Below are 19,590 nucleotides of genomic sequence, written 5' to 3'. Positions count from 1 at the left end.
CCAACGCACCCCAACCCCCCACCCCGTCACGCGTTCGGCCGTTCCCCGGCCGCCGCCGCCCGCGCCATCCCCTCCACCCGCTCCAACATCGGCATCGGATCCACCCCCACGGCCCCCGGCAACACCTCCGCGACCCTCTCCGGCGTCCACCCCCCGTCCGCGTAGGCCGAGCGCAGCTCACGCGGTTGCGCCCACACCGCGATCTTCGGCCCGGCCACCGTGTACACCTGCCCGGTGATCCGCTCCTCCCGGGCCCGGTCCGACAGCAGGTACACCACGAACGCCGCCACGTCCTCCGGCTCACCGATCTCGGTCAGCTCCGTCGGAACCCCGGCGGACATCCGCGTACGGGCGACCGGCGCGACCGCGTTGGCGGTCACCCCGTACCGGTGCAGGCCGAGCGCCGCGCTGCGCACCAGCGAGATGATCCCGCCCTTGGCCGCGCTGTAGTTGGCCTGCGACACGGACCCCTGGTGGTTGCCGCTCGTGAACCCGATCAGGGTCCCGGCGCGCTGCTTGCGCATGACGGCGGACGCGGCGCGGAACACCGTGAACGTGCCCTTCAGATGAGTGGCGATCACCGGATCCCACTCCTCCTCCGTCATGTTGAACAGCATCCGCTCCCGCAGGATCCCGGCGACGCACACGACCCCGTCGATCCGCCCGTACGTCTCGACCGCCGTGTCCACGACCCGCTGTCCGCCCGCCATCGTGGAGATGTCGTCGGCGACGGCGACCGCCTCGCCCCCGGCGGCCTCGATCTCCTTGACGACGGTCTCGGCGACGGAGCTGGTGGGCTCGGAGCCGTCGACGGAGACGCCGTAGTCGTTGACGACGACCCGCGCGCCCTCGGCGGCGGCGCCGAGGGCGACCGCCCGGCCGATCCCCCGCCCCGCACCCGTGACGGCGACGACCTTGCCTGCCAAGAAGTTTCCCACCCCGGCCCCTTCCCCTCACCGCAGTTTCTGACGGACCGTTAGATTCACTCACCGCGATTCTACGACCCGTCAGATACGCCACCACAAGCCCCGGGGAGGCCCGATGTCATCGCCCACGGAGTTCGCCGCGTTCACGGACATCGCCAAGCGTGTGAACAACTGGGGGCGTTGGGGGCCCGACGACGAGATCGGCACCCTCAACCTGATCACCGACGAGGTCGTACGGGAGGCCGCCGCCTCGGTCCGTTCCGGCCGCCGCGTACCGCTCGCGCTGCCCCTCCAGCAGGACGGTGTGCAGACGGGGATGATGCCGGGCCGGGTGAACCCGTTGCACGCGATGGTGCAGATCAACCAGGAGATCTTCGGCCCGGGCACGGTCGCGTGCAGCGACGACGCCGTGACCATGGGGCTCCAGGCGGCGACCCACTGGGACGCGCTCACCCATGTCTCGCACTCGGGCCGGATCTACAACGGCCGCCCGGCGGACACCATCACCCCGCACGGCGGCGCGGCCTTCGCCGGCATCGACAAGGCACGGCACATCGTCTCGCGCGGAGTGCTCCTGGACATCCCGCGCGCCCTGGGCTCCAGCGACGACCGCCTCCCCGGGAATCACGCGGTCACCCCCGAAGACCTGGACGCGGCCGAGGAGTTGGCGGGCACCCGGGTCCGCGCGGGCGACATCGTCCTCGTGCGCACCGGGCAGATCCGGACCTACCTCACGGGCGACAAGCACGCGTACGCGTTCCCGTCGCCGGGGCTCTCGCTCCGGACCCCGGAGTGGTTCCACGCGCGCAATGTGGCGGCCGTCGCCAATGACACCCTGACATTCGAGATCTTCCCGCCGGAGGTCGAGGACCTGTGGCTGCCGGTGCACGCGCTCGACCTGGTCGAGATGGGCATGCCGCAGGGGCAGAACTGGAATCTCGAAGAGTTGTCCACAGCCTGTGGACAACTTGGGCGGTACGACTTCCTGCTCTCGGCGATGCCCGAGCCGTTCGTCGGCGCCACGGGGACGCCGGTGGCACCGATCGCCATCCTGTAGGCCCCCGCCCCGGGGCGGCGAAAGCCCGGGCCGCGGCCGGGCGTTCGGCTGGCGGCGCGCCGCTGCCCGCCCCGAGCACGGCACCGCGCGCCGCCATCCGATCTCGGCGTACCCGCCCCGCCCACCCCCGGGCCCTGTCGGGAGCCGACGCCGAAACACGACCCACGCTCGTCGAGGGCCTCCGGTCCGTCACCGAAACCCTCGTCGTCCCCTCGCGGCGAATCGCTGACCACAAGCGTGATCAAACGGACAGGGCACGTCAACACCCGTTCGGGGATCAGCCAGGCAAAACCGGCGTCGTGGCGGTGCGTACGGAAGCGTGGCCCGGCGCACGGTGCGGGTGTCGCCGGGGGGCGGTACGGCGCCGTGCGCCTGCGCGCAGGCGTGTGCGGCGCGTTCGTTCGTGACCGCGTGCGCCCGATAGCTCGGGGGTGCGGGTCTGTCGTGCGACCGCAGGCCGTACGTGGCTGATCGCGCAGTTCCCCGCGCCCCTGAAGGGGCGCGCCCCCCACTCCGCCCCAACTGTGCGGGCAATCGTGCCGCCAAGGGCGGCACGGGTGGGCGCAGCGGCACCTCGTCACCGCCGAGCAGCGGAACCGACCCCGGCCCACCGCACCTCCGGCCACCAGGAACCCCGGCTAGACCACCTCGTACGCCAGGCTCTCCCGGGTCACCGCCGCGACACCCGTCACCGCGCTGCACGCCGGGTAGACCGCCGGCGCGACGGCGCCGACAGTCGCACCCGGCGCACCACCCGACGCACCGGAGACGCCCACCGCCCCGGCGACCCCCGGCACCACCCGGTCCAGTTCGCACCAGATGCGCTTGCCGACGCCCTCGTAGGACCAGCCCCAGCGGTCCGCGAGGACCTCGACGAGGGCGAGGCCGCGCCCGCCCGTCTCGTCGCCGTCGGCACACCTCGGCGCCGGCGGACACGCGCTGGTGTCGGCGACCTCCAGGCGGACCTTGCCGATCGCGCCGTCACGGAGACCGGACAGCAGCAGCCGCAGCACCGCCGGACGGCCGGTGTGCACGACCGCGTTGGTGACCAGCTCGGAGACGAGGAGGATCAGCGTCTCGGCGAGTGGTTCGTCGTCTCCTATCCCGGACCCGGCGAGCCGTGAACGGGCCCATCTCCGTGCGCGACCCACCTCTGCGGGGTCGGGCCGGATCTCCAGCTGCACTTGAAGCACCTGCACCGCTCACACCATCCGAACCGGCGGACACATCGCCGCACGCCCCTCAGGGGCCACGATCGTGGTCATCTGCTGCCTGGCCGACGCCACCGCCATCGACACCATCGGCACCGGGATCACGGAACGTGATCCCCTTACAGGACAGCATGGTTGACGTACAGTCACCCCAACAAGCGCTTCGGGCATATTCCAGCGCGAAGGAGTACGCATACGGCATACTGTGCGACGCTCATCGCGGGGAGTCGAACAGACCGGGGCGACGAGACTCCGGCCCACTTCACGAGCGCCGCGCACCGCCTCACCCGGGGCCGCCACAGGGGCAACACCGGCTCGGCTCGACCTCGGAACCACTCGCATCCACCAGAAGGTACCGGAGCGGGACACCGACTCCAGGCCGTGACAAGTCACGCCTAGGACACAACACGGTATCAACGCTCGGTAATTCCGGTATGCCACGTTCCGCGACATTCGGCCGGGGCTCTGCCACACATTCTCGTTCCCACCCTGGTCAGCGCGATCAGCCCGCCTCGATCAGCAGTTCCCCCGCCAACAACTCCTCACTCTCCGTGATCGATCCGCCACGTTCCGCCCGCACCCACGCCCGCTTCAGACACAGGTGTACGTCGGCCTCCCAGGTGAACCCCATGCCGCCGTACACCTGGAGACAGTCGCGGGCGCCACGCACCGCCGCCTCGTCGGCCAGCAGCCGGGCCGCCGCGATGTCCACCGGATCGACGGTCACGGCCGCCGCGTACACCGCCGCCCGCGCCATCTCCACCCGCACCAGCAGCTCGGCACAGAGATGCTTGACCGCCTGGAACGCCCCGACCGGCCGCCCGAACTGCTCCCGCGTCCGGGCGTGTTGCACCGCCGCCTCACAGGCCCGGACCGCCGTCCCCAGCTGCTCGGCCGCGGTGAGCAGCACGTAGAGATCATCGGGCCGCACGGAGGAATCGGCCTCCGGCACCCGGTGCAGCGGCGTCAACGGATCGACGGACCGCAGCGCGACGGCCCCGCCCACCTCCCCGACCACCACATCCGCCTCCGCCAGCCACTCGACCAGCCCCCCGCCCCCCACGGCGGTCACGACGACCTCCCCGCTCGCCGCCCCCGGCACCACCCCCGCCGCGAGATGGGTGGCCACCAGCGGCCCGGGCAGCAGCACCCGCCCCGCCTCCTCGAACACCAACACCGCCTCAGGCACCCCGAGTCCGACCCCGCCCTCCCCCTCGGCCACCCGCAGCGAAAAGAACCCCGCCGCCCCCAACTCCCGCCACAACCCCCGGTCCAGCCCACCACCCCCGTCAACAGCGGCCCACAACGCCTCCGCCCCGAAGACCCGCGCCAACACCTCCCGCACGCCGCTCCGCAACACCCGCTGATCCTCAGTGAGTTGAAACCGCACCAGCCATCAGCCCCTTAAAGACCCCGAGCACGACAACGCGCCCTGAAGGGGCGCGGGGAACTGCGCGATCAGCCACGACGCACCCGCACCCGCACCCTCAACAGCACACCCCGAGCTATTAGGCGCCCCAGCCCCCGCCTCACCCCTTCGGCAACCCCAGAATCCGCTCACCCACGATGTTCCGCTGAATCTCCGACGTCCCCGCGGCGATCGTGTACGACAACGAACTCAGCCGATCAAGAACCCAAGGCCGCCCCAGATCAAGCGCCCCCGCCCCCAGAACCTCCGCGGCCACCTCGTACAACTCCTGCCGCACCCGCGAATACCGCAACTTGAAAACCGACCCGCCCACCCCGGGCACCCCACCCGAGACCTCCGCCGCGCTCACATTCCACTGCGTGAGCCGCCACAACGCCCGGAACTCCGCGTTCAGCCGCCCCAGCCGCCGCCGTACGCCGGGGTCGTCCCAGCGCCCGTTCGCCCGCGCCTCCCGCGCGATCTCCCCCAACACCCGTCGGCAGGCGACCACTTCACCCACGAAGGCGGTGCCGCGCTCGAACGACAGGGTCACCATGGTCACGCGCCAGCCGTCGTTCTCCTCCCCCACCCGGTTGGCGACCGGCACCCGTACGTCGTCGAGGAAGACCTCGGCGAACTCGGTGGAGCCGGCGAGGGTGCGCAGGGGCCGTACGGTCACGCCGGGCGCGTCCATGGGCATCGCCAGCCAGGAGATCCCGCGGTGCTTGGGCGCCGAGGCGTCCGTCCGTACCAACAGCTCGCACCAGTCGGCGACTTCGGCGTGCGAGGTCCAGATCTTGGACCCGCTCACCACGTACTCGTCGCCGTCCCGACGCGCGCGCGTCCGCAGCGACGCGAGGTCGGACCCGGCGTCCGGCTCGCTGAAGCCCTGGCACCAGACCTCCTCGCCGCGCAGGATCGGCGGCAGCCAGCGCTCCCGCTGTGCGGCGGTGCCCTCGGCGGCGATCGTGGGCCCGGCGTGCAGCAGCCCGACGAAACCCGCGCCCACGTACGGGGCGCCCGCCTTCTCGGTCTCCTCCAGGAAGATCAGCCGCGTGGTCGGCGAGGCGTCCCAGTGGACGTCGGCGTACCCGGCGTCGTACAGCGTCCGCTGCCAGCCGAGGTCGTACGCGCGCCGCCCCGGCCAGTCGTCCGGCGACGGCTGCGGCGGCAGCGAGGGCAGCGTCTTCGCCAGCCACTCCCGCAGCCGCGCCCGGAACGCCTCCTCCTCCGGTGTGCAGGAGAGATCCATGACCCCGCCCCCCGCCCGGCTACTTGCGAAGGTCGCGGTCGAAGTCCAGGTCGAGCATGCGGATCGCGTTGCCGCGCATCAGCTTGTAGACCGTCTCGTCGTCGAGGCCCTTCACATGGTCGAGGGCGACCTCCTTGGTGTGCGGGAAGGTCGAGTCGACGTGCGGGTAGTCGGTCTCGAAGGTCGCGTTGTCCCGCCCCACGACATCCAGCGAGGCGACCCCGTGCTTGTCGCGGAAGAAGCAGCAGAACATCTGCCGGTAGTAGTACGTCGACGGCGGCTCCGGGATCAGGTCCCGCACCCCGCCCCACGCCCGGTGCTCCTCCCACACGTCGTCCGCGCGCTCCAGGGCGTACGGGATCCAGCCCATCTGCCCCTCGCTGTACGCGAGTTTGAGCGTCGGGAACTTCACCAGCACCCCGCTGAAGAGGAAGTCCATCATCGAGGCCATCGCGTTGTTGAAGGAGAGCGAGGCCTGGACGGCGGGGGGTGCGTCGGGGGAGGCGGCCGGCATCTGGGAGCTGGAGCCGATGTGCATGTTGACGACCGTGCCCGTCTCCTGGCAGACCGCGAAGAAGGGGTCCCAGTAGCCGGAGTGGATGGAGGGCAGGCCGAGATAGGTGGGGATCTCGGAGAAGGTGACGGCCCGGACGCCCCGGGCGGCGTTCCGCCTGATCTCCTCGACGGCGAGGTCGATGTCCCAGAGCGGGATCAGACAGAGCGGGATCAGCCGGCCGCCGCTGTCACCGCACCACTCCTCGACCATCCAGTCGTTGTAGGCGCGTACGCAGGCGAGGGCCACTTCCTTGTCGTGGGCCTCGGCGAAGGTCTGCCCGCAGAAGCGCGGGAAGGTCGGGAAGCAGAGCGAGGCCTCGACATGGTTGAGGTCCATGTCCGCGAGCCGCGCCTTCGGGTCCCAGCAGCCGCGCCGCATCTGCTCCCGGGTGATCCCCTCCAGCGTCATCTCGTCCCGGTCGAAGCCGACGGCCGCGATGTTCCGCTTGTACGGGAACTTCAGGTCCTCGTAGATCCACCAGTCCGTCTGCTGCCCGTCCGGGTCCATCGTGATCTGGTACTTGCCCGCCACGTAGGCGAGTTCGCCGATCCCGGCGGTGAGGGGTTTCGGACCCCGGTCGCGGTACTTCTCCGGCAGCCAGGTGTCGAAGAGGTGCGCGGGTTCGATCACATGGTCGTCGACGCTGATGATGCGGGGCAGTTCGGCCATGGTTCCCCACTCCGTTGCCACTGTTGTCCGATGAGATGAATCTGATGGACCGTCAGATCCTTGCTGAGCAGGTTAGTGGCACACCCCTGGACCGACAAGGCGCTCCGGCCTACGCTCTGGCCGTGATCTGACAGTTCGTCAGCTTCTCTGGCAGGGGGCCGCGCTGTGAACGACACCGCCCACGCACTCGGCACGTCCCGCACCCTCTGGGAACTCCTCACCCGCCGCGCCGACCTCACCCCCGACCGGCCCGTCCTCCTCCAGGACGACCGCACGCTGAGCTTCGGCGAACTGCGCGCCCGGGCCGAGCGGGTGGCGGCCGGGCTGTACGACAGGGGCGTACGCCCGGGCACGGTCGTCGCCTGGCAGCTGCCCACCCGGATCGAGACGGCCCTGCTCTCCTTCGCCCTGGCCCGTCTCGGCGCCGTCCAGTCGCCGGTCATCCCCTTCTACCGCGACCGCGAGGTCGGCTTCGCGCTCCGGGAGTCCAAGGCGGAGTTCTTCGCGGTGCCGGGCGAGTGGCGGGGCTTCGACCACACCGGGATGGCACGCCGGCTGGAGGCGCGGGGCGTCTTCGAGGCGTACGACCGCCTCCCGGACGGCGAGCCCTCGGCACTCCCCGCCCCGCCCGCCGACGGCACCTCCGTCCGCTGGATCTACTGGACCTCGGGCACGACCTCCGACCCCAAGGGCGTCCTCCACACGGACCGTTCGCTGATCGCGGGCGGCTCCTGCCTCGCCCACGCGCTCCGGCTCACCGAGGACGACGTCGGCTCGATCGCCTTCCCGTACGCCCACATAGGCGGCCCCGACTACATGGTGATGCTCCTGCTGTACGGCTTCCCGGCGGTGATGTTCGAGCACTTCGCGCTGCCGGCCGCACTGGAGGGCTACCGCAAGCACGGGGTGACGGTGGCGGGCGGGTCGACGGCGTTCTACTCGATGTTCCTGGCCGAGCAGCGCAAACAGCCGGACGTGCCCGTCATTCCCACCCTGCGCCTGCTCGCGGGCGGCGGGGCCCCGAAGCCGCCCGAGGTCTACCACTCCGTCGTACGGGAGATGGGCGTCCAGCTCACCCACGGGTACGGCATGACGGAGGTCCCGATGATCACGATGGGGGCGCCGGACGACACCGTGGAGAACCTGGCGACGACGGAGGGGCGGCCGCCGGCGGGGATGGAGATACGGATCGCGGACGACGGGGAGGTGCGGCTGCGCGGGGAGGCCGTCTGCCAGGGGTATCTGGATCCGGCGCAGTCGGCGGCGGCCTTCGACGCGGACGGGTTCTTCCGCACGGGCGACCTCGGGCAGGTCACCGACAGCGGGCATCTGGTGCTGACCGGACGGCTCAAGGACGTCATCATCCGCAAGGGCGAGAACATCTCGGCGAAGGAGATCGAGGACCTGCTGCACCGGCATCCGGCCGTCCAGGACGCGGCGGTGATCGGGCTGCCGGACGCGGAACGGGGCGAGCGGGTCTGCGCGGTGCTCGAACAGCCGCCGGGGGCCGGTCCCCTGGCCCTGGCGGACGTCACCGACTGGCTGCGCGCGGAAGGGCTGTCCGTCCACAAGCTGCCGGAGCAGGTGGAGGTGGTGGACGCCCTTCCGCGCAACGAGACCCTGCGGAAGGTGCTCAAGTACAAGCTGCGCGAACGCTATTCATGAGCCATACCCGATCGATGAACCGTCCCCGGTTCATGAGCCGTGGCCGGTTCACGAGCCGTGCCCGATCAGCCGCTCATGGCTACTCGGGGACGGTGAAATAGCGCGCGAACGCCGTCACGACCTCGACCTCGTCCACCTTGCCGTCGGCGTCGCTGTCGAGGGTGGCGGCCGCCGCGGTGGCGACCTCCTCGGGAGCGCCGAGGGCCTTGAGGACCCGGGCGGTCTCCTCGACCGTGGCCCTTCCGTCCCCGTCGGTGTCCGCGACGGCGAGGGCCGCGTGCAGGAAGGGGCGGGCGATCTCGGCGAAACGGTCGGGGTTGTCGCGCAGCCGCTTGACCGCGCCGTTCACGAACTCTTCCCGGGTGATGCGCTGGTCGCCGTCCCGGTCCGCTATTCCGGCCATACCCTGCCAGAAGGCTTCGGCGCCGCCGTACAGGGCCTGGCCCTTGTCCGAGCGGGCGGTGGTGCCGAACTCGTTGAGAACCGCCTTGCTCGCCGCGCTGAAGTCCTCGCGGTCGATCCAGCCGTTGCCGTCCTGGTCGAAGGTGGCGAACCGGGCGGCGATCCTGCGCTCGTACTCGCTGCTGACCATGTCTCCTCGGGCCCGCCTTACGTGATCGTGGGGTGCTTCTCGGACGGAGCGTACGACGTCAGAGGCCCGGGTGGAGCGGGAAAGCGGCGCTTGTACCAAGACTGCGGGAATTCTGGGACAACTGTGTGGCCACTGGTACGCCACCGCGCGGGACGACTCACACACGCGTACTGCTCGTGGGAAGGGTGCCGGGGGGTCACGCCGACAGGGGGTCGGCCTCGTCGTCGGACTCCGGCGCGACCGCCGAGGGGACGTCCGGGTGGACGTCGAAGAGGCGGCGTACGCCGAGGGCGGCGAGGACACGGCTGACGTGCGCGCCCTCGGCGGGGCCGCCGCCCGCGTGGCCGTCGGCGGGGAGGATCAGCCGGAGCCGTCCCCGGCAGGACCGCATCAGACGGCGGGTGGCGACGAGGACGCCCACACCGCTGGAGTCGCAGAAGACGACGCCGGAGAGGTCGAGGACGAGACTTCGGCGGCCGTCGGCCACCGCGTCGTGCACCCGCTGACGGAGCACGGGCGACGTGACCAGGTCCATCTCCCCGGACACGTGCAGCACGGCCCACTCACCGTGCCCGCTCTGCCCACCTTGCCCGTCCTGCTCCCCGTCGGTCACTTCGAACGCCACCGCGATGCCTCTCAGTCGCCGAACCGGAAGCCAATGCACCGCTTCCTGCTTGCGCGGCTGCCCCGCCGTCGTTCCATGAAACACCCGTGGCCCACCGAAAGCGCGTGGTAAGCGAGCCATTTCCGGGGCCTTTTCGGTGCGATTTCCATCGAGTACGGTCACAGGTGATCGACTATTGATCGTGAATGGATCCAACCCGGCCCTGAGCGGTCGGATTCGCACAGATCAGGGCCCTTACGGGGTCGCACAGACATACGAAAGGCGGGCAGACGCCCACGTGGGCGGCATGGAAACGGCTTGCGCCCGAGGTTCATACCACCTCCGGCGTCGCAAGGGGCGCACATTGCCATAAAGGGGCGTGCGCGGTCAGCGGTGCCGACTACATTCGGGGCGGCAGTGCACACAGGCTGGAATCGGGCCGGACCGACAACGGGTCGACGACCCCCCGGTCATCAGGAACGGCGCAGGTACGAGCAGGTGAGGGGGCCGTATGGCGGCGAACGACGCACCGCCCCGCTGGGACCGCAGGATGCAGCAGCGGCTGGCGCGCGGCGAGGCGGCGGCGCTCGGTGAGCTGTACGACCGGTTCGCGTCCCTCGTGCACGGGCTCGCCCACCGCGTCCTCGGCGACGAGCGGGGCGCCGACGGCATCACCCGCGAGGTGTTCCTCCACCTCTGGGAGAACCCCGAGGCGTACGACCCCAAGCACGGCCCCCTGCGTTCCTGGGTGGCGGCGCTGACCCACCGCCTGGCGGTGCAGCGGCTGCGCGCCACCGAGACCGCCGCGCTCGCCCGGGGCGGCGAGGGCACCGCGGAGGAGCTGGAGCGCAAGGTCCACCACGCGTCGGTCGCGGCCCGCGCCGACTACATAGTGCAGGCGATGCCGACCCCGCTGCGGGCCGCCCTGGAGCTGGCCTATTTCCAGCGCCGCGACTACCGCCAGACCGCCACCGACCTCGGCGTCACCGAGGACGAGGCCCGCCGCCGCCTCCGCCTCGGCCTCCAGCTCCTCTCCACCGCCCACGACACCCGCCCCTCCGGCACCCCGCCCGAACCCGGAACCACGACATGACCGACGGCCCGAGCCCGTCCGGGGCATACGACGACGAGCCGGAAGGCCAGACGTCCCACGAGGGGACCGACCGCCCCTCCGCGCCGCCGGGCATGGGCGGGATGCCGGCGACGAACAACGGCGTCGGCGCCGCGGACGGTGGTGGACCTGGGAACGGCCCCGGTGGGCCGTCCGGTGCCGGGCCCGACGGCCCCCGGGGCGGTGACGGCGACGGCGACGGCGACGAACCGGTCGGGCCGCCGCGCATACCGCCGCCGCGTACCTCCGTGGAGGACACCGGGCTGCCGTTGCCGGATCCCGCGCCGAATCCCTCACCGAGTACCTCACCAAATCCCGCGCCGGAGGCGGCAGCACCGTCGGCGCGCCCCGAACCGGTACCGGCTGCCGCTCCCGTCCCTCCCTCTCCCCTCGTCCTGGAGCACCGCGTGCTGAAGGCGCTGCTCGGGGCGTGGGCGTTGGCGGTGTGTTCGGCGGAGGAGGCGTTGGCCGTCGAGGAGCATCTCGGGGTGTGCGGGGGGTGCGCGGACGAGGCGCGGCGGTTGCGGGAGGCCGTGGGCCTGCTGCATCCGCCGGAGAGCCTCGACCTGGACCCGGCCCTGCGCACCCAGGTGCTGGACATCTGTCTGGGCCGCCGCCCGCCGCGCATCCCCGTACCGCGCTGGGCCGCCCCGTACGACGCCGAGACGGCCCGGCTGGACGCGCTGCTGCAGGACATCGGGACCGCCGACTGGCACACGCCCGTACGGCTGCGTTGGTTCGAGGGCGAGGGTCCGGTGAGCCGTCGCACGACCGTCGCCGGGGTCATCGCCCATCTGCTCACCGTCGACGGGCTCGTCGCGGTGGCGCTCGGGCTGGACGACCCGATCGGCCGGCTGAAGCCGGAACCGGAGAGCGGTACGCCCGCCGCGCGCACCGAGGCGTACTGGAAGGCGTCCCACTTCCCGCCCACCCGCGCCCTCCGCGCGCCCTGGCGGCAGCAGAGCCACGACATCGTCCGCACGACGTCCTTCACGGGCGGCGGCCCGGACGACTCCGCCGCCTCGGGTCGCCTCGCGGTCTCGTACGGCGCCTTCGAGCTGCCCCTGCGGGACGCGATGCTCGACCGGGCGTTCGAGTGCTGGATCCACGCGGAGGACATCGCGGAGGCCGTGGACTACCCGTACGAGCCGCCCTCCGGCCGCCATCTGCACGGCATGATCGACCTGGCGGCCCGCATGCTGCCGGTGTCCCTGGCCGAGCGCCGCCGGACCGGGCTCGCGTCCCCGCCCCCGGCCGGCCGCCACCTCGTCCCCGCCGGCGCCCCCGGCCGCAGTCTCCGCCTGGAGATCGAGGGCTCCGGCGGCGGTGAGTGGCTCATCCCCCTGGATTCCCCCGCCGCCCTCGGCTCCGCCGACCACGAGGTGGCCCATGTCGCCCTGGACGGCGTCGAGTTCTGCCGCCTCGCCGCCGGCCACGTACCCCCGGAGGAGGCCGCCGCGGGCCAGGGCGGCGACCGGAAGGCGATCAGGGACGTCCTGTTCGCGGCGGCGGCCCTGAGCCGTATGTAGCCGCCCCCGGAGCGCGGGCCGAGCGGGACTGCCCGCACTGGGAACCACCGGCTCACCCAGGGGCGCGGGGAACTGCGCGATCAACCACGACCGCCCCGCACCCGCCACACAACAGACGCCCCCGAGCTCTCAGGCACCCGAAGGCACCCGAAGGCACCGACTACGCGAACACGACCGTCCGCCGCCCGTTCATCAGAATCCGCCGCTCCGCATGCCACTTCACGGCCCGCGCCAGCGCCTGGCACTCCACGTCCCGCCCGACCGCGACCAGCCCCTCGGGCGTCACCCCGTGCCCCACCCGCTCGACCTCCTGCTCGATGATCGGCCCCTCGTCGAGGTCGGCGGTGACATAGTGCGCCGTCGCCCCGATCAGCTTCACACCCCGCGCGTGCGCCTGGTGATACGGCTTCGCGCCCTTGAAGCTCGGCAGGAAGGAGTGGTGGATGTTGATGATGCGCCCGTTGAGCTGCTTGCAGAAGTCGTCGGAGAGGACCTGCATATAGCGGGCCAGCACGACCAGCTCGACATTCTCCTCGCGCACGATCTCCAGCACCCGCGCCTCGGCCTCGGCCTTGGTCTCCTTGGTCACCGGGATGTGGTGGAAGGGGATGTCGTACGACCCCACCAGCTCGGCGAAGTCGGTGTGGTTGGAGACCACCGCCGCGATCTCCACCGGCAGCGCCCCGATGCTCGCCCGGAACAGCAGGTCGTTCAGGCAGTGCCCGAACCTGCTGACCATCAGGACGATCCGCATCTTCTCGTCGGCCCGGTTGATCTGCCAGTCCATCTGGAAGGAGTCACCGATCGCCGCGAAGCTGGCCCGCAGCTTCTCCACGCTCACCGGCGCCTCCGCCGAGAAGTGGACGCGCATGAAGAACAGACCCGTGTCGTGGTCGCCGAACTGCTGACTGTCCTCGATGTTGCAGCCGGTCATGAAGAGGTAGCTCGACACGGCGTGCACGATGCCCTGCTTGTCCGGGCAGGCGAGGGTGAGGACGTACTGGTCGGCGGGCGCCGCGGCTCGGGTGGACTGCTCGTTCATGCCCGACAGGGTCCCATATGGCGTACCCATGTCGGCAATCGTCCCGAACCCCGGACCACCACCGCCCGCCCGCTCACCCCGGCAGCCGGGCCCTACGCCGCCCGCGTCATGATCCGCAGCACCTCAAGGGTGCGCGGCGGCACGTCCGGGTCCTCCCCGTCACTCACCGAGAGGCGTACGTGGGCCTCGCGCGCGGCCCGGACGGCCTCCGGCCAGGCCTCGTGGTCGACGTACGCGGAGACGGGCGCGTCCGGACCGACCTGGTGCATGATCCGCAGTACGCGCAGCACGGCGGTGTCGACGAGGGCCGCCTCCTGGGCGTCACGGAAGATCGTGCCCACGTACTTCTCGGCGGACCAGTTGTCCAGCCAGGTGTCCTCGACCAGGCGGTACACGGCGTCGGTGACGTCCCCGTACCCGTCGACACCGGCCAGCCAGACGTTCTGCTGGAACGCGGGGTCGGAGAGCATGTGCAGCGCGGAGCGCACATTGCTGCGCCAGCGCCACCACGGCATGTCATTCAGTGGCATGTCGCCCATGGTGGATGAGCGACGCCCGCGACGGGAAGGGGTCTCCGGACCTTGGACGGTCATCGATCGTGCGTTCCTCTCTGAAACCACTCGAAAATACGATCGTAGCTCTTCGCAATTCACCTCCCGGTCACCTCACGTTGACCATCCGTCACGCCCGGGTTGGTGATGTGGCGGAATCGTGCGGAGCCATGACTGGCTTCCAGGCACGACGGACACCTCTGACCACAGGCCTCGCCAAAGGCCTCACCAAAGGCCTGGTCAGAGCCACCACACTGGCGGCGTGTGCGTCTCTGGTCGCCGGTTGCGGGGTCATCCCTGGAGCCACGGGGGGTTCCGGGGACGGCCCCGTCACCATCATGACCTGGGCGCCGGAGAAGACTGCCGCCACCAACAAGCCCGGCATGCCCGCCATGGCGAAGGCGTACGCCCGCTGGGTCAACGCCAACGGCGGCATCAACGGCCGCGAGCTCAAGATCCTCACCTGCAACGACCGCAACGAGACCGTGGCCGCCGCGAAGTGCGCCCGCCGGGCCGCCGACGAGAACGTGATCGCCGTCGTCGGGTCCTACAGCCAGCACGGCCGTTCCTACCTCGCCCCGCTGGAGTCCGCCGGCATCCCCTACATCGGCGGCTACGGCGTCACCGACGACGAGTTCGCCAGCGCGCTGTCCTACCCGGTCAACGGCGGTCAGGCCTCCCTCATGGCCGGCCTCGGCGAGCAGCTCGCCAAGGTCTGCGGGCCGGTCGCCCTCGTACGCCCCGACTCGATAGCCGGAGACCAGCTGCCGCTGCTGCTGGACTCGGGGCTGCGCGCCGGGGGCCACGACAAGTCCGAGGACCAGTTGGCGGCCGAGGACGCGACCGAGTACGGCGGGCACTCCCGGGAGGCGCTGCGGCGGGCCGGCGCCGACCCGGCCGCGCGGGGGTGCGTCGTCCCCGCGCTCGGCGACCGCACCTTCACCTTCATGGACTCCTTCCGCCGGGACCGCGGCGACTACCCGGACGTCCGCACCGGCACCGTCCTCGGCAGCGTCGACCAGACGGTGATCGACGCGACCGGCGGCAAGTCGGGACCGTACGAGGGGTCGTACGTCACCGGCTGGTACCCGGTGGAGACCGACAAGCGGTGGGATCAGATGAAGAAGGTGATCAAGGAGCACGCGTTCGGCGACAACCGGATCGACCCGGCGGACCCGGGCGTGCAGACCACGTGGATCGCGTACACGGTCCTCAAGGCCGCCATCGAGGACCTCGGCGACGGCGAGGTGACCTCCCAGGCGATCCGCCGCGTCCTCGACAACGGCCTGAAGGTCACCACGGGCGGCCTGACCCCGCCCCTCAGCTGGCGCTTCGAAGACCTCATCGCCTCCGCCGGCTTCCCCCGTCTCATCAACCCCGAAGTCACCTTCCAGGTCGTCCGCAAGGGCCAACTGGTCGCCGCGCGGCGGGGGTTCGTGAACGTGGAGAAGACGCTGGTGGAGGCGGACAGCTGAGACGCCGCTCCGCAGCCCGGCGGGACCGTCCCTGAGGAGCGCCGGGGCCACCTTGAGAGCCGCGCGCGGGGGCCGTTCTTGGAGGCGCCGGGGCCGCCGTGAGAGGTGCAGGGCCGTCCCTGAGAGGGCTCGGGGCCGTCCTTGAGGGGCGCCGGGGCCGCCGTGACAGGCGCCGGGTCGTCCTGAGGGGCGCGGGGAACTGCGCGATCAGCCCCCGCCCACCCGCGGACGACCCATCAGGCCGTTACAGCTGAACCGCCTGGCGCTCCGTCAGCCCGTACGTGCCGGCGATCTTGTTCCAGAGTGCGGCGGCCTTGTTCTTCTCGGCGCTGGCGGTGCCGCTGGCCTGGTTGCCGGCCTGGGTCTGGCCGGTGGAGCGGGCCTGGCCCTTCCGGCAGCCCTTCTTGCCGGCCGTCTGGTCGGCCCAGGCGGCGTAGTGGTTGTCGGCGGAGGCGGAGGCCTGCCAGGCCTTGGTGAGCGAGGTGGTGAGGGCCTCGTGGTCCGGCAGCTTGTCGACGGACAGTTCGCCGAGCCGGGTGACCAGGTCCTCGCGCTGCCGCGCCGCGTCCCGCAGATCGGTGGCGGCCTGGCCCAGATTGGTACAGGTCTTGATGTTCGCGACCGCCTTGATCACGCTGCTGCGGCTGTCACCGCTGTCCGCCAGCAGCTTGTCCAGCGCGACCGCCTGCTCCTTCGCCGGGTCGGCCGCCGCGGACTCCGACTCCTCGGGCCCCCCGGTCGCCGCCACGGGCTTGTTCTCGGACGGCGCCTTGTCGTCCCCCGACCCGGCCATCAGGGCACCCGCCCCGATCCCGAGCCCGGCGATCACCACCCCGACGAGCGCGATGAGCGGCACGCGGGATCTCTTGCCACCGCCACCGCCACCGCCCCCGCTCTCCCGTCTCGCGGAGGCCCGGCCGCTGTGCCCGCCGTGCCCGCCATGGCCACCGTGACCGCCATGGCCACCGTGACCACCGGGCCCCTGCGGGGGCTGCGGGGCGGACGCGTCGATCTTCGGCATCTGCCGCGTGGCCCCGGCGGCGGCGTCCGCCCCCGGCCCGTCCCGGAAGAGACTGTCGAACACGTCCGGCTGTTGCTGCTGCGCCCGCTGCTGCCCCGGCGCACCGTACGGCTGCGGCTGGGACCCCGCCTGCGCGGCCACCGGCGGTATGTACTGCGTGGCCTCGGCGTCCGGGTTCCCGACGGGCGCCCCGTGCGGGGGCTGTGCGGGGTTCACGGTGGGCGGCAGGGGTCCGGCGCCGTGGTCCGGCACCCGCCCCAGATACGTCGTCGCGTCGGCCGACGCCTCGGGCGGCAGCGCGCCCGGCCCGACCGGCGGCAGGAACTGTGTGGCGGCCTCCGCGGCGTGCGCCTGCGGAGCCACCGGCGGTATGTACTGCGTCGCCCCCTCGTCCGCCGGCATGGCCGCGGCCGGCGGCACGAACGGGATGTACTGGGTGGCCCCCTCGTCCACGGGCGGCGCCGGTGGCGTGGCGGCCGTCGGCAGCGCCACCTCCCCCGCGACCGGCGGCAACGGCACACCGGAGCCGGCCCCGCCGCCATACCCCTCGCCCCCGTACGACGCCCCCTGAGCACCCTCGGGCGGCAACGGCAGCCCACCCTGGGCGCCGCCGTACTCGCCCTGGCCGCTTTGGGTGCCGTACTCGCCCTGGCCGCCTTGGGTGCCGTACTCGCCCTGGCCACCTTGGGTGCCCTGGACGCCGTACTCGCCCTGACCGCCTTGGCCGCTCTGGGCGCCGTACTCGGCCTGGCTTCCCTGGCCGCTCTGGGTGCCGTACGCCCCCTGGCCGCCCTGAGCGCCGTATCCACCCGGACCGCTCGGGGTGCCGTACGCACCCTGATCACTCTGGGCGCCGTATCCACCCTGCTCGCCCTGGGCGGCGCCGTACCCGGCCTGACCGCCCTGAGCCCCGTACCCGGCCTGCCCACCCGGTGTGCCGTACGCGTCCTGCGTCCCCTGGCCGCCGCCCCACTCCGGCGCGGCCTGCCGCGGGCTGTTCCACTGGTCGGCGGGCGGCTGGGCGGGCGCCGTGGCGTCCTCCTCGGAGCCCCACGGCCGCTGCTGGTCCCACGGCTGGGCCGGGGCCGGCGGCAGCGGTGCCGGCGGCAGGTCGCCCGGATGGAGGGGTGCCCCACCGTCCGAGGGCAGCACGATGCCTTCGCGCGCTTGCCGCGAGGGCTCCTCGCCCTGTCCACTCCGCGTCACCGAGACTCCTACGAATGGGGGACTTCCGGAATCATCGCCTCACGCTACCGGGTCCGAACGACAGCCCGAGCACCACCCGCGCCCGTAGGGGCGCGGGGAACTGCGCGACCAGCCACGACCCACCCGCAGCCGCGAGACAACCGGAGTACCCCACCCGAAGCGCCCTACGCCCCCCGGCGCGGAGCGTTACGCCGCCTGCAAGTCCATCCGCGCCCCGAACTCCCTGACCACCGCCTCCTCCCGGAACGGCTCCAACCGCTGCTGGAAGTCCTCCAGATACTCGGCCCCGCGATTCGACCGCAGCGACCCCAGCAGCTCCACGGCCTTGGTGCCCGTGTGGCAGGCCTGTTCGACCTCCCGCTGCTGCACCTGCGCCGTGGCGAGGAGCACATACCCGATCGCCCGCCGCCGCGCCCGCGACTCGGGATGCTTGGCCAGCGACTCCTCCGCCCGCCGGGCGGCGGCCTCCGCCTGCCCCAGATCCCGGTGGCAGTGCGCCAACTCGTCCGCGAGATAGGCCTCGTCGAAGTGCTTGATCCACGCCGGGTCGTCCCCGGACAACGGGTCCGCCGCCTCCAGCGCCTCCACGGCCCGCCCCGCCGCCGCCTGCGCGGCGCGCGCGTCGCCCATCAGCGCGTGCCCGCGCGCCTCCGCCGCGTGGAACATCGACTCCGCACGCGGTGTGGCCCGCCCCCGCGCCCCTTCCTGCGCCGCGCGCGCCAACTGCGCGATCTCCCGCGGGTTCCCGAGCTGCGCGGCGAGGTGGCTCATGGACGCGGCGAGGACGTAACCGCCGTACGCGCGGTCGCCCGCGGCCTGGGCGAGGCGGAGCGCCTGGATGTAGTACCGCTGGGCGAGGCCGGGCTGCCCGGTGTCGACGGCCATGTACCCGGCGAGTTCGGTCAGCCGGGCGACCGCCGCGAACAGCTCCCGCCCCACCGCCTCCCGGTAGGAGCCCGCCAGCAGCCCCGAGACGACGCTGTTGAGGTAGTGCACGACGACCGGCCGCACATGTCCGCTGCCGTACTGGTGGTCGAGATCGACGAGCGCCTGCGTCATGGCGCGCACGGCGTCCACGTCGGCGAGCCCCACCCGGGGTCCCGCCGAGCGCGCCACCTGGGAGTCGGGGGCGGAGATCAGCCAGTCGCGGCTGGGCTCGACGAGCGCGGAGGCGGCGACGGACGAGCCGGAGAGGAAGTCCCGCCGGCCCACGTCGCTGCGCCACAGCTCGCAGACCTGCTCGATGGCGCCCAGGACGGTCGGCGAGAACTGCAGGCCGACGCCGGACGCGAGGTTCTTGCCGTTGGCCATGCCGATCTCGTCGATCGTGACCGTACGGCCCAGCTTGCGGCCGAGGGCCTCGGCGATGATCGCGGGCGCCCGGCCCCGCGGCTGCTGGCCCCGCAGCCAGCGCGCGACGGAGGTCTTGTCGTAACGCAGGTCTAGTCCGTGCTCCGCGCCGCACATGTTGACCCGTCGGGCGAGCCCCGCGTTGGAGCAGCCCGCTTCCTGGATGAGCGCCTGCAGTCGTTCGTTCGGCTGCCTGGCGACGAGCGGCCTTGCGGCCATGGCGTACCCCCTGTGGCTGTGGTGCCTTGCCCACGCACCGAGTTGACGTGTCCTCAGTGACCGAACCTCATCGCATACGTGTACCCATGTATCGAAAAGATCCGGCCTCGAAGATCAATGCCCCGCCGACATACCGAAGATGCGAG

At 71.9% G+C, this 19,590-nt stretch carries 16 protein-coding genes; 5 read left to right on the top strand and 11 right to left on the bottom strand.

Annotated features, from left to right (window positions below; genetic code table 11):
- Window positions 1–26 precede the first annotated feature (26 nt).
- Window positions 27–938: an SDR family NAD(P)-dependent oxidoreductase gene (locus tag ABT147_RS18215; RefSeq protein ID WP_351407061.1), complete on the bottom strand. Its 912-nt coding sequence runs from the start codon at window positions 936–938 to the stop codon at window positions 27–29.
- Between the two features lie 103 nt (window positions 939–1,041).
- Here ABT147_RS18215 and ABT147_RS18210 point away from each other — a divergent pair, with 103 nt between their 5' ends.
- Entirely contained in the window at window positions 1,042–1,983 is a 942-nt protein-coding gene (locus ABT147_RS18210; protein WP_351407059.1) for a cyclase family protein, read from the top strand.
- A 638-nt stretch (window positions 1,984–2,621) separates the two neighbouring features.
- Here ABT147_RS18210 and ABT147_RS18205 read toward each other — a convergent pair.
- The 4 genes from ABT147_RS18205 to ABT147_RS18190 all read right to left on the bottom strand — a co-directional run bounded on the left by ABT147_RS18205 (window position 2,622) and on the right by ABT147_RS18190 (window position 7,079).
- Entirely contained in the window at window positions 2,622–3,167 is a 546-nt protein-coding gene (locus ABT147_RS18205; protein ID WP_351407137.1) for an ATP-binding protein, read from the bottom strand.
- A gap of 529 nt (window positions 3,168–3,696) precedes the next feature.
- Window positions 3,697–4,584, bottom strand: coding sequence for an acyl-CoA dehydrogenase family protein (locus tag ABT147_RS18200; RefSeq protein WP_351407057.1), 888 nt, complete (start codon window positions 4,582–4,584; stop codon window positions 3,697–3,699).
- 139 nt (window positions 4,585–4,723) lie between these two features.
- Window positions 4,724–5,854 (bottom strand): acyl-CoA dehydrogenase family protein, encoded by a 1,131-nt coding sequence (locus ABT147_RS18195; RefSeq protein WP_351407055.1) that lies wholly within the window; start codon window positions 5,852–5,854, stop codon window positions 4,724–4,726.
- 19 nt (window positions 5,855–5,873) lie between these two features.
- The gene (locus ABT147_RS18190) at window positions 5,874–7,079 is read right to left on the bottom strand and encodes an amidohydrolase family protein (protein ID WP_351407053.1); all 1,206 of its coding nucleotides are present in this window, start codon (window positions 7,077–7,079) and stop codon (window positions 5,874–5,876) included.
- A gap of 165 nt (window positions 7,080–7,244) precedes the next feature.
- Between ABT147_RS18190 and ABT147_RS18185 the strand changes: the two genes are divergently transcribed.
- Window positions 7,245–8,744 (top strand): class I adenylate-forming enzyme family protein, encoded by a 1,500-nt coding sequence (locus ABT147_RS18185; RefSeq protein ID WP_351407051.1) that lies wholly within the window; start codon window positions 7,245–7,247, stop codon window positions 8,742–8,744.
- A 79-nt stretch (window positions 8,745–8,823) separates the two neighbouring features.
- Here ABT147_RS18185 and ABT147_RS18180 read toward each other — a convergent pair whose 3' ends face one another.
- Window positions 8,824–9,336, bottom strand: a complete 513-nt coding sequence (locus tag ABT147_RS18180) for an EF-hand domain-containing protein (RefSeq protein ID WP_351407049.1) — start codon at window positions 9,334–9,336, stop codon at window positions 8,824–8,826.
- A gap of 196 nt (window positions 9,337–9,532) precedes the next feature.
- The gene (locus ABT147_RS18175) at window positions 9,533–9,967 is read right to left on the bottom strand and encodes an STAS domain-containing protein (RefSeq protein WP_502983110.1); all 435 of its coding nucleotides are present in this window, start codon (window positions 9,965–9,967) and stop codon (window positions 9,533–9,535) included.
- Window positions 9,968–10,451: 484 nt separating this feature from the next.
- On the opposite strand from ABT147_RS18175, the gene ABT147_RS18170 reads away from it, so the two are divergent.
- Window positions 10,452–11,033 (top strand): sigma-70 family RNA polymerase sigma factor, encoded by a 582-nt coding sequence (locus ABT147_RS18170; protein WP_351407045.1) that lies wholly within the window; start codon window positions 10,452–10,454, stop codon window positions 11,031–11,033.
- Window positions 11,030–12,580: a zf-HC2 domain-containing protein gene (locus ABT147_RS18165; RefSeq protein WP_502983106.1), complete on the top strand. Its 1,551-nt coding sequence runs from the start codon at window positions 11,030–11,032 to the stop codon at window positions 12,578–12,580. The genes ABT147_RS18170 and ABT147_RS18165 overlap by 4 nt, the downstream gene beginning before the upstream one ends.
- 160 nt (window positions 12,581–12,740) lie before the next feature.
- On the opposite strand, the gene purU is transcribed toward ABT147_RS18165, so the two are convergent.
- Both purU and ABT147_RS18155 read right to left on the bottom strand, forming a co-directional pair.
- Window positions 12,741–13,622, bottom strand: coding sequence for a formyltetrahydrofolate deformylase (gene purU, locus ABT147_RS18160; protein WP_351407043.1), 882 nt, complete (start codon window positions 13,620–13,622; stop codon window positions 12,741–12,743).
- 92 nt (window positions 13,623–13,714) lie between these two features.
- Window positions 13,715–14,215: an SCO4402 family protein gene (locus tag ABT147_RS18155; protein ID WP_351407041.1), complete on the bottom strand. Its 501-nt coding sequence runs from the start codon at window positions 14,213–14,215 to the stop codon at window positions 13,715–13,717.
- A 128-nt stretch (window positions 14,216–14,343) separates the two neighbouring features.
- On the opposite strand from ABT147_RS18155, the gene ABT147_RS18150 reads away from it, so the two are divergent.
- On the top strand, window positions 14,344–15,648 hold the full coding sequence (locus ABT147_RS18150; RefSeq protein WP_351407039.1) for an ABC transporter substrate-binding protein: 1,305 nt from the start codon (window positions 14,344–14,346) through the stop codon (window positions 15,646–15,648).
- A 244-nt stretch (window positions 15,649–15,892) separates the two neighbouring features.
- Here the strand turns inward: ABT147_RS18150 and ABT147_RS18145 are convergent, their stop codons facing one another.
- Together ABT147_RS18145 and ABT147_RS18140 are read right to left on the bottom strand one after the other, a co-directional pair.
- Window positions 15,893–17,875 carry a hypothetical protein gene (locus ABT147_RS18145; protein ID WP_351407037.1) on the bottom strand — a complete coding sequence of 661 codons (1,983 nt, stop codon included), beginning with the start codon at window positions 17,873–17,875 and terminating at the stop codon, window positions 15,893–15,895.
- 186 nt (window positions 17,876–18,061) lie between these two features.
- On the bottom strand, window positions 18,062–19,444 hold the full coding sequence (locus ABT147_RS18140; RefSeq protein ID WP_351407035.1) for an NsdA family TPR-like regulatory protein: 1,383 nt from the start codon (window positions 19,442–19,444) through the stop codon (window positions 18,062–18,064).
- Window positions 19,445–19,590 lie beyond the last annotated feature (146 nt).

This window comes from Streptomyces sp. NPDC001868, assembly GCF_040297125.1.
GTDB lineage: Bacteria > Actinomycetota > Actinomycetes > Streptomycetales > Streptomycetaceae > Streptomyces.
Note: the sequence above shows the minus strand (reverse complement) of the source record. Positions and strands in the feature narration are given on the sequence as shown.

Excerpts from the sequence above, each read along its gene's own strand:
- ABT147_RS18210 (WP_351407059.1), top strand. The coding sequence starts at position 1,042 with ATGTCATCGCCCACGGAGTTCGCCGCGTTCACGGACATCGCCAAGCGT.
- ABT147_RS18195 (WP_351407055.1), bottom strand. The coding sequence starts at position 5,854 with ATGGATCTCTCCTGCACACCGGAGGAGGAGGCGTTCCGGGCGCGGCTG.
- ABT147_RS18190 (WP_351407053.1), bottom strand. The coding sequence starts at position 7,079 with ATGGCCGAACTGCCCCGCATCATCAGCGTCGACGACCATGTGATCGAA.
- ABT147_RS18180 (WP_351407049.1), bottom strand. The coding sequence starts at position 9,336 with ATGGTCAGCAGCGAGTACGAGCGCAGGATCGCCGCCCGGTTCGCCACC.
- ABT147_RS18170 (WP_351407045.1), top strand. The coding sequence starts at position 10,452 with ATGGCGGCGAACGACGCACCGCCCCGCTGGGACCGCAGGATGCAGCAG.
- ABT147_RS18165 (WP_502983106.1), top strand. The coding sequence starts at position 11,030 with ATGACCGACGGCCCGAGCCCGTCCGGGGCATACGACGACGAGCCGGAA.
- purU (WP_351407043.1), bottom strand. The coding sequence starts at position 13,622 with ATGAACGAGCAGTCCACCCGAGCCGCGGCGCCCGCCGACCAGTACGTC.
- ABT147_RS18155 (WP_351407041.1), bottom strand. The coding sequence starts at position 14,215 with ATGACCGTCCAAGGTCCGGAGACCCCTTCCCGTCGCGGGCGTCGCTCA.
- ABT147_RS18150 (WP_351407039.1), top strand. The coding sequence starts at position 14,344 with ATGACTGGCTTCCAGGCACGACGGACACCTCTGACCACAGGCCTCGCC.
- ABT147_RS18140 (WP_351407035.1), bottom strand. The coding sequence starts at position 19,444 with ATGGCCGCAAGGCCGCTCGTCGCCAGGCAGCCGAACGAACGACTGCAG.